The organism is Chryseobacterium nepalense, assembly GCF_023195755.1.
Classification (GTDB): domain Bacteria; phylum Bacteroidota; class Bacteroidia; order Flavobacteriales; family Weeksellaceae; genus Chryseobacterium; species Chryseobacterium nepalense.
The window spans coordinates 3445298-3458116 of sequence record NZ_CP096203.1; the positions used below are offsets into that span (position 1 = coordinate 3445298).

General features: G+C 37.0%; 13 protein-coding genes. 10 read left to right on the top strand and 3 right to left on the bottom strand.

The window, feature by feature from the left end:
- The first annotated feature begins 208 nt into the window (after positions 1 to 208).
- Positions 209 to 580: a septal ring lytic transglycosylase RlpA family protein gene (locus tag M0D58_RS15550; protein ID WP_072885186.1), complete on the top strand. Its 372-nt coding sequence runs from the start codon at positions 209 to 211 to the stop codon at positions 578 to 580.
- A gap of 62 nt (positions 581 to 642) precedes the next feature.
- On the opposite strand, the gene M0D58_RS15555 is transcribed toward M0D58_RS15550, so the two are convergent.
- Positions 643 to 1407: an exodeoxyribonuclease III gene (locus tag M0D58_RS15555; RefSeq protein ID WP_248391376.1), complete on the bottom strand. Its 765-nt coding sequence runs from the start codon at positions 1405 to 1407 to the stop codon at positions 643 to 645.
- Positions 1408 to 1534: 127 nt separating this feature from the next.
- On the bottom strand, positions 1535 to 3079 hold the full coding sequence (gene porX / locus M0D58_RS15560; RefSeq protein ID WP_248391378.1) for a T9SS response regulator signal transducer PorX: 1545 nt from the start codon (positions 3077 to 3079) through the stop codon (positions 1535 to 1537).
- A 218-nt stretch (positions 3080 to 3297) separates the two neighbouring features.
- Here porX and M0D58_RS15565 point away from each other — a divergent pair, with 218 nt between their 5' ends.
- The 9 genes from M0D58_RS15565 (at position 3298) to M0D58_RS15605 (ending at position 11433) form a co-directional block, all read left to right on the top strand.
- Positions 3298 to 4509 carry an HD domain-containing protein gene (locus M0D58_RS15565; protein WP_248391380.1) on the top strand — a complete coding sequence of 404 codons (1212 nt, stop codon included), beginning with the start codon at positions 3298 to 3300 and terminating at the stop codon, positions 4507 to 4509.
- Between the two features lie 88 nt (positions 4510 to 4597).
- Complete coding sequence (lpxD, locus tag M0D58_RS15570) at positions 4598 to 5617, top strand: UDP-3-O-(3-hydroxymyristoyl)glucosamine N-acyltransferase (protein WP_248391382.1); 1020 nt, start codon at positions 4598 to 4600, stop codon at positions 5615 to 5617.
- A gap of 4 nt (positions 5618 to 5621) precedes the next feature.
- A complete protein-coding gene (locus M0D58_RS15575; RefSeq protein ID WP_072885190.1) occupies positions 5622 to 7019 on the top strand; it encodes a bifunctional UDP-3-O-[3-hydroxymyristoyl] N-acetylglucosamine deacetylase/3-hydroxyacyl-ACP dehydratase in 1398 nt (465 codons plus the stop codon).
- Complete coding sequence (gene lpxA, locus M0D58_RS15580; RefSeq protein ID WP_248391384.1) at positions 7020 to 7808, top strand: acyl-ACP--UDP-N-acetylglucosamine O-acyltransferase; 789 nt, start codon at positions 7020 to 7022, stop codon at positions 7806 to 7808.
- A gap of 16 nt (positions 7809 to 7824) precedes the next feature.
- Positions 7825 to 8154 carry a hypothetical protein gene (locus M0D58_RS15585; RefSeq protein WP_248391386.1) on the top strand — a complete coding sequence of 110 codons (330 nt, stop codon included), beginning with the start codon at positions 7825 to 7827 and terminating at the stop codon, positions 8152 to 8154.
- A 15-nt stretch (positions 8155 to 8169) separates the two neighbouring features.
- On the top strand, positions 8170 to 8736 hold the full coding sequence (gene efp / locus M0D58_RS15590; RefSeq protein WP_027379799.1) for an elongation factor P: 567 nt from the start codon (positions 8170 to 8172) through the stop codon (positions 8734 to 8736).
- A gap of 145 nt (positions 8737 to 8881) precedes the next feature.
- Positions 8882 to 9784: a UDP-3-O-(3-hydroxymyristoyl)glucosamine N-acyltransferase gene (locus M0D58_RS15595; protein ID WP_248391388.1), complete on the top strand. Its 903-nt coding sequence runs from the start codon at positions 8882 to 8884 to the stop codon at positions 9782 to 9784.
- 90 nt (positions 9785 to 9874) lie between these two features.
- Positions 9875 to 10747: a succinate--CoA ligase subunit alpha gene (gene sucD / locus M0D58_RS15600; RefSeq protein WP_029294782.1), complete on the top strand. Its 873-nt coding sequence runs from the start codon at positions 9875 to 9877 to the stop codon at positions 10745 to 10747.
- A 17-nt stretch (positions 10748 to 10764) separates the two neighbouring features.
- Complete coding sequence (locus M0D58_RS15605; protein ID WP_248391390.1) at positions 10765 to 11433, top strand: porin family protein; 669 nt, start codon at positions 10765 to 10767, stop codon at positions 11431 to 11433.
- Positions 11434 to 11506: 73 nt separating this feature from the next.
- Here M0D58_RS15605 and M0D58_RS15610 read toward each other — a convergent pair whose 3' ends face one another.
- Positions 11507 to 12817, bottom strand: coding sequence for an ABC transporter permease (locus tag M0D58_RS15610; protein WP_248391392.1), 1311 nt, complete (start codon positions 12815 to 12817; stop codon positions 11507 to 11509).
- Between the last annotated feature and the right edge of the window lie 2 nt (positions 12818 to 12819).

Consider the following 12819-nt stretch of genomic DNA (forward strand, 5'->3'; position numbering starts at 1 on the left):
TATTTCCGCAGTCTTTTCGTTAAATTCGTTAACTTTTTAACTGTTTTTTTAACATTTTTTAACAATATGGTTTTACTTGTTGATAATCAGTAGTTTAAAATATAAATTAACATTTATTTTGGTTTTTATTAACATCTGTTAACATATAAAATAGGCTCGTTAAAAGATTCCTGATACATTTGCCTCGTCAAACAAATAAAAGTTCAAAATGATGAAAAGATTAATTCTCGTAATCATAATGATGATTTCAACCCTTGGTGTTTATTCATTCAAAATGAATGCCATAGATGCGAAAAAAACAAGTTATGCATCGTACTACCACGATAAATTTAACGGTAGAAAAACGGCCAGCGGAGAGATTTTCGATAATGCAAAATTTACTGCAGCCAACAGAACGCTTCCTTTTGGAACAAACATTAAGGTAACCAACCTGAACAATGGTAAAGAGGTAATTGTGAAAATTAATGATAGAGGACCTTACCATTCGTCAAGAGCTTTGGATATGTCTAAAGCTGCGTTCGATGAAATCGGAGATACCGACCGCGGTACGATTCCGGTGGAATATGAAATTGTCGATTAATTTTATGATTTAAATTAAAAAGCCAACTTTCGCAGTTGGCTTTTTTCTTTTATAATGCAATACTATAAACTGATTTCCACAAGTGCAGGACAATGATCGGAATGTACTGCTTCCTTTAATATAACAGCTCTGGTAAGCTTATCTTTTAAAGTATAGGAAGTAAAATTATAATCCAGCCTCCAGCCTTTATTCCGTTCTCTTGAATTTTGCCGGTAGCTCCACCATGTGTAATGATCAGGTTCATTGTTAAAAAACCTGAAGCTGTCAATCAGCTCGCATTCATTGATGAAATTCGTCATCCATTCTCTTTCCATCGGTAAGAATCCGGAAACATTCTTTAATCCGATTGGATTGTGAATGTCAATAGCTTCATGACAGATATTAAAATCGCCTGAAATAATAAGGTTGGGAATTTCCTTCTTTAAATTTTTAATATATTCTAAAAAGTCATAGCAGAACTGCATTTTAAAATCCAGCCTTTCGATATTGGAAGCAGACGGAACATAAACGGAAATTGCAGAAAACCCGTCAAAATCAGCACGGATTATCCTTCCTTCGTTATCATAGCTTTCAATACCGCAGCCGTATTCCACGTGATTGGGCTTTATTTTAGAAGCTATTCCAACCCCGCTGTAGCCTTTTTTAACAGCCGAATGCCAGTAACTGTGATAGCCCAGCTTTTCGAGGCTTTCGATATCAATCTGATCGTTTCCGGCTTTGCTTTCCTGAATACAGATGATATCAGGATCTGCAGATTTCAGCCATCCTAAAAAATCTTTGGTGAAAGCAGCCCGTATTCCATTAACGTTATAAGTGATTAATCTCAAAATTTAATTTTTTTCAAAAATACAAAGTCTTTATGGTCTTAAAATAGTTTCGGGCGGAAAAATCTTCGATTTTTCCGCCCGAAACATGTTATTGATAAAGCCATTGGCAAACTGCCAAAACCATCTGCTATTTAGGTTCCAGAATGCTGATCGGGATAATGCACTCTTCCAGTGAAATTCCTCCGTGCTGATAAGTCTCTTTGTAATAATTCACAAAATGATTGTAATTTTTAGGATAGGCAAGGAAGATATTATTCTTGGCAAAAATATACTTTGAGCTTAAATTTCCTTTTGGTAAAAATAATTTTTCAGGATTGGTAATAGCCCATACATGACTGCTGTCGTATGTTAAGCTTTTTCCTGTCTTATAACGGATGTTGGTTGAAGTTTCTCTGTCACCCACAACCTTGCTTGGTTTTTTAACGTAAACCGTTCCGTGGTCCGTGGTTATCACAAGTTTAAATCCGTTTTCAGCTGCAACTTTAATAATTTTCATCAATGAAGAATTTTCAAACCAGTTTAAAGTAAGTGATCTGAAGGTCTTATCATCACGGATCAATTGATCAACAATATGGTTGTCTGTTTTCGCATGAGAAAGAATATCAATGAAATTATACACGATCACTAAAAGGTCATTGTTTTTATGCTGGTTAAAATCATCATAAATCTTTCGCTCAAAATCTGCATTCAGGACTTTAAGATATTTCATGGACTTGGAGCCAAGGCCAATCCTTTTCATCTGGTCTTCTAGGAAATCACGTTCATATTCATTTTTATTTCCTTCTTCGTTATCGTTAAACCATTTATCGGGGAAACGTTTTTCAATTTCTGAAGGCATAAGCCCTGCAAAAAATGAATTTCTCGCATACTGGGTCGCCGTAGGAAGAATACTGTAATAATAGTCCTCAGAAATCTTGTTGTAATATTTAGTAAATAACGGCTCAATTACCTTCCACTGATCATAACGCAGATTGTCAACCATCAACAGCAGAACTTTTTCCTTTTCTACTTCAGGCTTTACTTTTTCTTTAAAAAGCGTATGGCTCATGATCGGTTTGTCAGAGTCGTGGAGCCAATCTTCGTAGTTGTTTTCGATAAACTTGGCAAACTGGATATTCGCTTCTTCTTTCTGCGATTGTAAAAGATCCGCAAATTCATTGTCTGTAACCTTATCGAATTTAATTTCCCAATTTAAAATTTTCTTATAATATTCTGCCCATTCCTGATAGGTTCTCAGGTAAGAGAGTTCCATCGAAAGATTCCTAAATTCCTGCTGGTACTGAAGAATCGTCTTCTGTTCCACAAGATTGTCCTGTTGAAGATTTTTCTTTAGAGAAAGCAAAATCTGGTTGGGATTCACTGGTTTGAGAATATAATCTGCAATCTGTGATCCGATAGCCTCCTCCATAATGTGTTCTTCTTCACTTTTGGTTACCATTACTATTTTTAAGGAATTATCTTTATCCTTAATCATAGGAATAGCTTCAAGTCCGGAGATTCCGGGCATATTTTCATCAATTAGCGTTAATGCGAATTTTTCAGAATCCATCAGCTCCAAAGCCTCATTAACATTGTTTACAGGGGTTACCTGATAGCCCTTTTTTTCAAGGAATACAATGTGAGGTTTAAGGAGATCAATTTCATCATCTATCCATAATATCTTTTCCGACATAAATTTATTTTTTTACATGGTTATTGTATCAAATTGCCGACCAACTAACATTAAAATCTGCCAAAATGAACATGTGTAAAGTTAAATATAAGTTAATGAAAACTGCAATATTTCCGGATAATAATTATTCAGGAATTTCGGCCCGATTTTTTAATAATGTTTTAAACCATGTTCAATTTTAAAATCCTTAAATTTGTTTCTAAATTCAGACGTTTTCCATGCAGAATAAACTCAAAATCATTAATGATCCGGTTCACGGTTTTATCAGAATCCCACACGAAATCTTATTTGATATTATTGAGCATCCTTATTTTCAGCGGTTAAGAAGAATCGGGCAAACGGGCCTTCTGAATCTTATTTTTCCGGGAGCAACGCATACAAGATTTCATCATGCACTGGGAGCGATGCATCTCATGTTCACAGCACTTGAAACATTGAAACAAAAAGGTGTGAAAATATCAGAAAATGAAGAAAAAGGAGCAATGCTGGCAATTTTAATGCACGATATCGGTCACGGCCCTTTCTCTCATGCTTTAGAGAGTATGCTGATGGACGACTGGCATCACGAGACGCTGTCACTGCTGTTGATGAATCGACTGAATGTTGAGTTTGAAGGAGCGCTTTCCTGCGCTATTGAGATGTTTCAGGGAAGATATCACCGGAAATTTTTCAATCAGCTGATTTCTTCGCAGTTGGATGTAGACAGGCTTGATTATCTGAAACGCGACAGCTTTTTTACAGGAGTTTCGGAAGGCAGTATCAATACCCAGCGCATCATTTCCATGATGAATGTTTGTGAGGAGGGAGAATTGGTAATTGATGCAAAAGGAGTATATTCTATAGAAAATTTTTTAACAGCCAGAATGTTCATGTACTGGCAGGTATATTATCATAAAACATCGGCGCTTGCTGAATTTTTACTGGTGAAAATTCTGGAGCGCGCCAAATATCTTGTTTCTCAGGGAATAGATCTTCCTGCCGGAGATAATCTCAAATATTTCCTTTATCGTGAAAAAAGTGCAGCTACTGATGAAGACGTAAAACGATTTACTCAGCTGGACGATAATGATATTATTCATGCAATGAAACTGTGGCAGAATGCAGAAGATCATATATTGTCATATTGGTGCAAATGTATCATACAGAGGAACATTCCCAGAACAATTATCTCATCACATCCTTTTGAACAGGAATTCATTAAAGAAAAAATAAAAAAAACCAATGATTTTTTCGGAATTGATAATGGAGAAGAGCTTGTTCATGAAATTAAAAGAAAACTTCTGCCTTATGATACAGAAAAACAGCCTATTTATCTCCTTCAGAAAAGCGGAAAAAAAATAAGACTTGAAGAGTCGGAAGATCAGCTTTTATCAGGACTTATGATAAATAAGACCCAACGCTATATTCTCATGTATCCAAGGGATATTTAGAATACATTTTCTTAAATATTATTAAAATTTTACTTTCCGAAAACCAAAAAATGTTTGCGAATTACAGAATTTCTTATCTTTGCAGAATATGGAATTTACAGCTTCGCAAATTGCAAGTTTTATTGACGGAAAAATAATAGGTGACGAAAGTGCACTTATTACTGGAGTTTCACCTATTGAAAGCGGGGAAACAGGACATCTTTCTTTTATAGCACAAGATAGATTTACGCATTATTTGGATACCTCAAAGTGCTCCGTTATCATTGTTTCAGAAAGTCTTATTACAAAAGATTCTTATAATTCTACCATTATATCGGTGAAAGATGCCTATCTTTCTTTTCAGATACTCATGAACCTTTATCAGGAAATGCAGGGAAAAAAAGAAGGTATAGAGAATGGCTCTTCAATCCATGAAACGGCAGTAATCGGTGATAAAGCCTATATCGGGGCTTTTACCTATGTTTCAGAGAAAGCAAAAATAGGGGAAGGATCTCAGATCTACCCTCATGTTTATATAGGGAAGGGGGTAAAAATCGGTAAAAACTGCAAAATAGACAGCGGCGCCAGAATTTATGACTACTGCATCATCGGGGACAACTGTGTGATTCACTCCAATACGGTAATAGGTGGAGATGGATTTGGTTTCCAGCCGACACCTGAAGGATTTAAAAAAATTCCGCAGTTGGGGAATGTAATCATTGAAGATGATGTGGAAATAGGATCAAACTGTAGTATTGACCGCGCAACCATCGGATCTACCGTTATAGGAAAAGGTACAAAAATAGACAATCTGATTCAGATTGCACATAATGTAAAGATCGGTAAAAATAATGTAATTGCTGCACAGGCCGGTATTGCAGGCTCTACAACCATTGGCGACTGGAACCAGATCGGCGGCCAGGTAGGTATCGTAGGTCATATTAAAATAGGAAGTCAGGTGAAAATTCAGGCCCAGAGTGGCGTAAATTCCAGCGTTAATGATAAAGAAACGTTGTACGGCTCACCGGCAATTAATTATAATGATTATCTGAGAAACTACATTCATTTCAGAAACTTTACTGAAATTGTTAATAGAATAAAAAATCTTGAGAATAACTCAAAAGATTAAACTAATGAGTGATATGCAAAAAACGCTTCAGCAAGAAGTAACACTTTCCGGGATCGGACTTCATACTGGTAAAGAAGTAAAACTGACCATGAAACCTGCCAAAGAAAATACAGGTTTTGTTTTTGTAAGAACAGACCTTGAAGGACATCCGCAGGTAGAAGCAGATGTTAATTATGTAGTAGCTACGGAAAGAGGGACAACATTAGAAAAATTAGGTGTTAAAATTACAACTTGCGAGCATCTTTTAGCCGCATTGGTAGGTTGTGATATCGATAATGCGATTCTTGAAATGGATGCTTCGGAGCCTCCGATTCTCGATGGATCTTCAAAGTATTTTGTTGAAGCGATTGAAAGTGTTGGTGTAGTTGAACAGAATATTGCAAGAGAATATCTTGTTGTAAAAGAAGTGCTTACATACAGTGATCCTGCTACGGGATCTGAAATTACCATTATCCCTTCTGATACCTACGAAGTAACAACTATGGTAGACTTTGGGACTAAGGTTCTGGGGACACAAAATGCCACTCTTAAAAATATTTCAGAATTTAAAGATGAGATTTCCTCAGCAAGAACATTCAGTTTCTTACATGAGCTGGAGATGCTGTTGGATCACGGCCTTATCAAAGGAGGTGATATATCAAACGCTATTGTATATGTAGATAAGGATCTTACGCCGGAAACCACAGAAAAGCTTAAAAAAGCCTTCGGTAAGGATAATGTTTCAATAAGACCAAACGGAATTCTTGACAATTTAAATTTAAATTATCCTAATGAAGCTGCAAGACACAAATTACTGGATGTGATTGGGGATCTGGCTTTGGCAGGAGTAAAAATAAAAGGAAAAGTTATTGCCAACAAACCGGGACATTATGTAAATACCCAGTTTGCGAAAAAACTTAACCGCCAGTGGAAACTGCAGAAAAAGAAAAATGTTCCGGACTTTGATCTTACCAAAGAACCGGTTTTTGACATCAACGGGATCATGAGGCTGATGCCGCACAGACCACCGTTTTTGCTGATTGATAAAATTCTTGAACTTTCAGATTCCCATGTTGTAGGGCTGAAAAATGTAACGATGAACGAACCATTCTTCGTAGGACATTTTCCAAAAGAGCCTGTAATGCCGGGCGTTTTACAGGTGGAAGCATTGGCACAGACAGGAGGTATTCTTGTATTGGCAAGTGTTCCAGATCCTGAAAATTACTCTACCTATTTCATAAAAATTGATAAAGTAAAATTCAAAAGAAAAGTAGTGCCGGGAGATACCATTATTTTCAAGATTGAATTGATCGAGCCGATCAGAAGAGGAATCGTCCACATGCAGGGCTACGGATATGTAGGGGATGCGGTTGCCGTAGAAGCAGAATTAATGGCTCAAGTTGCAAAAAATAAAGTTGATTAAATGATTCATCAATTAGCAGCCGTAGATAAGCGTGCGAAAATCAGCAAAAATGTAATCGTAGAACCTTTCACTACCATTGCAGGGGACGTAGAAATAGGAGAAGGAACATGGATTGGTCCCAATGTTACCATCATGGATGGAGCAAGAATTGGTAAAAACTGCAGAATTTTCCCGGGAACCGTAATTTCAGCAATTCCTCAGGATTTGAAATTTGATGGTGAAGATACTCAGGTTATCATCGGGGATGAAACCACCATCAGAGAATGTGTTACCGTAAACCGAGGGACAAAAGCACTCGGATATACTAAAATCGGGACCAACTGTCTCATCATGGCAACATCGCATATTGCACATGACTGTGTGATAGGAGATCACGTTATCATTGTAAACGGTTGCGGGATCGCCGGACATGTAGAAATTGGTGATTATACCGTAATGGGGGGATTATCCGCAGTGCATCAGTTTGGGAAAATCGGAAAACATGTAATGATTTCCGGAGGTACACTGGTAAGAAAAGATATTCCACCTTATGTAAAAGTTGCGAGAGAGCCGATGTCTTATGCAGGAATCAATTCTGTAGGATTAAGAAGAAGAGGGTTTACTAATGAGAAGATATTTGAAATCCAGAAAATCTACAGAGCTATTTTTCAGATGAAAATGAATGTTTCCCAGGCGATTTCACATATTGAAAAAGAAATGCTTCCTACTGCAGAGAGAGATGAGATCCTTCAGTTCATCCAAAACTCTCCGAGAGGAATCGTAAAAGGCTACGGAACCGGAAAAGAGTAATCAGCAAAATTAAAATATGAAAATTTTAATCTTTTTTATCATGCTTTCAGCGACTTCTGTGTTTGGACAGCAAACGGAAGGATTAAAAACTCAGAAAACAACAAAGAATTCCATTCTGGAAAGAAAACTTCCCGAGAAGTCTCAAGACAGTCTCGCCAGAAGTAATTTTAAATCTATCCTGAAAAAGGATAATTCAAGCTCCGTTTTTGGAACGGCGAATCCTTATAATTCGGAAGTTCAGATGAATGTGAACCGTTTGCAGAATAATGTAAACACTTTCAATAACAATACATTCAACAGAATGATACCGCAGGGGGAGGGAATACAATTTAACAAAAGAAAATAATTATATACAAAATTAATGGCAACAAGTAACGATATCAGAAAAGGGCTTTGTATTGAGTACAGCAACGATATTTATAAAGTTATCGAATTTCTTCACGTAAAACCGGGAAAAGGTCCTGCTTTCGTTAGAACAAAGTTAAAATCTGTAACCAACGGAAAAGTAATTGATAATACTTTCTCTGCAGGTCACAAAATCGACGAAGTAAAAGTAATCACCAGAAAATATCAGTATCTTTATGATGATGAGAACGGATTCCACTTCATGAATAATGACGATTTTTCTCAGCTTTACCTGAATAAGGAAATGATTGAAAATTCAAACCTTATGAAAGCCGGTGAAGAAGTTACTATCATTCTTAAAGAAGCAGATGAAACACCTTTATCTGCAGAATTACCACAGTCTGTTTACCTTGAAGTAGTAGAGGCTGATCCTGGAGTAAAAGGTAATACAGCAACCAATGCTCTTAAAAACGCTATCGTTGAAACAGGAGCAAGAGTAATGGTTCCTTTATTTATTGAGCCGGGAGACAAAATTAAAGTAAGTACGGAAGACGGTTCTTACTTAGAAAGAGTTAAAGAATAATTTTAATACAATTTACAGAAATTCGGAATGTGAAAGCAGACCGAATTTTTGTTTATAAAAGTCTCAAATATTCCCAAAAGGAAGATTTATAAAATCGGATATAATTCCGATAATATTTTGATAAAATTTAAACCTCATTAAAAATATGAAGTTTCATCAGCCACAAAAACTTAGAACAATTGCTGATATTATCGGAGCTAAATTCATAGGTCCTGAAGATTTTGAAGTACTGGGAACAAACGAAATTCATATGGTAAAACCAGGTGATATTGTTTTTGTAAACCATCCGAAATATTATGACAAAGCCCTGAATTCCGCAGCTACCATTATTCTTATTGATAAAGAAGTGGAATGTCCTGAAGGAAAAGCTCTTTTGGTTTCTGAAGACCCTTTCAGGGATTTTAATAAGATCAATACCCATTTTACAAGAATTTATAACTTCACGGAAGAGCTTCATGATGTTGAAATTGGTGAAGGAACGCATATTCATCGTTCGGCAGTCATAGGAAACAATGTTAAAATAGGAAAAAACACCCTTATCTTCCCGAATGTTGTGATTGGCGACAGAACAGTCATCGGCGACAATGTTGTCATTCAGTCGAATACGGTTTTAGGTGGTGATGCATTCTATTACAGAAAACTGGACGGTAACTTTGATCGTTTAATCTCTGTTGGAAATGTAGTCATTGAAAGTAACGTTGAAATTGGAAACGGATGTACAATTGACAGAGGTGTGACGGATTCTACGGTTATCGGTGAAGGTTCTGTTTTAGATAACCAGATCCAGATAGGACATGATACGGTAATCGGTAAAAGATGCCTTATTGCTTCCCAGACGGGAATTGCAGGATGCTGTATCATTGAAGATGAAGTAACCATCTGGGGACAGGTGGGGATCGCATCTGGTCTAAGAATAGAAAAAGGGACCGTTTTACTCGCAAAAGCCGGAGTGAACAGAGATTTAACTAAAGGAACATACTTTGGTTTCCTTGCAGAAGACTTCAGAACCTATCTGAAAAAAGAGGTTAAACTGAGAAATCTCAAATAAACAAATTGTTTAGATTTATCTTTAATCAAAGAAATTTAATTAAATTTGTGTGCATTTAAAAATTAATAAATAAATTAAATAAATAATAAAATGTCAATTTTAGTAAACAAAGATTCTAAAGTAATTGTACAAGGATTTACGGGGAATGAAGGTACTTTCCACGCAAGCCAGATGATCGAATACGGAACCAACGTTGTAGGTGGTGTTACTCCGGGAAAAGGAGGAAGCGAGCACCTTGGGAAACCTGTATTCAATACTGTAGCTGATGCTGTGGCAAAAGCCGGAGCAAACGTGAGTATCATTTTCGTACCCCCTGCATTTGCTGCTGATGCCATTATGGAAGCTGCCGAAGCGGGCATTAAAGTAATTGTATGTATTACCGAAGGTATTCCTGTAGCAGATATGGTGAAAGTAAAATCTTATATTGCCGACAGAGACTGCAGATTAATCGGTCCGAACTGCCCGGGAATCATTACTTCTGAAGAAGCTAAAATTGGTATTATGCCAGGTTTCGTTTTCAAAAAAGGTAAAGTAGGTATCGTTTCAAAATCCGGTACGCTTACTTATGAAGCAGCAGATCAGGTAGTAAGAGCCGGTTTTGGTATTTCTACAGCGATTGGTATCGGTGGAGATCCTATTATCGGAACTACGACCAGAGAAGCTTTGGAATTATTCATCAATGATCCTGAAACGGAAGCAGTTGTAATGATCGGAGAAATCGGTGGAGGTCTTGAAGCAGAAGCAGCAAGATGGTACAAAGCCAGCGGTTCTACAAAGCCGGTAGTAGGTTTCATTGCAGGGCAAACTGCTCCTAAAGGAAGAACAATGGGACATGCAGGTGCTATCGTTGGTGGCGCTGAAGACACAGCCCAGGCAAAGATGGAGATCATGAGAGAAAACGGTATCAATGTAGTAGATTCCCCTGCTGATATTGGTGTTACCGTGGCTAAGGTTTTAGCATAATTTAAAAAATATACACAATGAAAAAATTTTTATTATCCTCCGCCTTGTTATTGTCGGTGATGTCTTTCGCACAAATAGACTTCAGCAGTACAAGATTCGGGGTGTCTGCCGGAGGTAATCTTTCGGCAGTAAAAAATGCTCACAATCCCTCAGGAAGAAGACTTACGGTACAGGCAGGATTTCTTGCTCTGATTCCTGTAGGCAGCACTAATCAGTTTTTCCTTCAGCCTGAAATACAATATTTCGGGGCAGGAGAAACAGGAAAAGATAAAGATTTTAAAGGTAAAGATGGTTATGATGCTGTCTATGCCAATAATTATCTTAGTGTACCAATCAGTTTTAAGGCCTATTTCTCCGAAGCAGAATCAGAATTCTTCGGATTGATAGGACCAAGATTTAATTTTTTGATAGATCAGCGGACAAAAAACGCTCCCGTATCAAGACCTTATTACGACCCGGATGTTACGGTATCGTCTCTGCCTAATGTCAATGGAAAAGCGAATAGCTTTAACCTTGGAATCGGCTTTGGAGTGGGCTACAGCTATAAAAGACAACTGGAAGTAGCTGCAAGATATGATTTTGGACTTTCCAATACGTATCCCGGTCTTGATTATGAACCGCAGGGAACTACTAAAAATAAATCTGAACAGGTTCTCAGTATAAGTCTGAACTATATTTTTAGATAAAAATTATGTAATTCAAGCATAAAAAATCCCGAACTTTACTTCGGGATTTTTATTTTAACTCTATCTACATTTATTATCCTCTAATCCATTTCCAGAGCTCTTTTAAGGTCGCTTTATTACCATACATCAGGATACCCACCCTATATATTTTTCCGGCTAAGAAAATCATAAAAATAGTAGTTCCCAAGAGGAGGGCGATTGATAAGGCAATCTGCCATGCAGGAACTCCAAAAGGTATTCTTGCAATCATGGCGACAGGAGAAGTGAAAGGAATAATGGATAGCCAGAAGCCCAGCGGACCATCCGGATTATTCATTAAAGAAAAACTGCCGTACATACCCAGCATTAAAGGAAGAATGGCAAAAAGTGTGAATTGCTGTGTTTCCGTCTCATTATCCACCGCAGATCCAATCGCTGCATATATGGAACTGTAAAAAATGTATCCCAAAAGGAAAAACACGATAAATACAAAAATGATCAGCGGAAAATTAAGCTCCAGCAAACTGTGGGAAACCTGGGTGGCAATCTGTGTAACATCTAGCTTATCAGCCAGTTCTTCATTTCCTCCGGGGATATTTTTCTGAATCGATGAAAATCCTGTATTCAGAACCAGAGCACCAATTACAGACATAGTGATCCAGACAACAAACTGCGTTAAGGCTACAAGCGTAACGCCTAATATTTTCCCCATCATCAGCTCAAAAGGTTTAACCGAAGAAATGATAATTTCCACTACACGGTTGTTTTTTTCTTCCAGCACGCTACGCATTACCCTTACTCCGTAAATAATGATAAACATGAAAGTGACATACATCAGAAGGATGCTCAACCCGCTTTTTACCCCAAACGCAAGATCAGAATCTTCCTTATTGTTTTCAGAAACATTAATCGTTTTAAGGGTAAAGCTTTTATCAAGATTGATGAGCTGGGTTTCTGCAATACCTAATTGCTTTATTTTTTCTTTTTTAATAACTTCATTAATGTCGGAAACAATTTTTTGCTTGGTATCAAAGCCTATTTTATTATTAATAACAAGCCTTGTGTTTTTCTGAAGATCATCGAAGTTCTTATTTTTAAGTTCCGGTAATACTAAGATGCCATCTAATGATTCGTTACCTTTTAGATTGTTAATTTTCGACTTTTCATCTGCTGCCGAAACAAAAATGTATTTCAGCTGGTCTGAAGATTTCAGCTTATGGGTAAATAATCCGCTTTTATCAACAACTTCAATAACGCTGTGAGACTCATTAGCTTTGAACATAAGACCGATAACCGCTCCGAATGCAACAAGGAGAATAGGCGCCAGAATCGTCAGTATAATGAAGGATTTTTTCTTAACCTGCGTCAGAAATTCCCTTTTTGTAATTAAAAAAATATTATTCATAA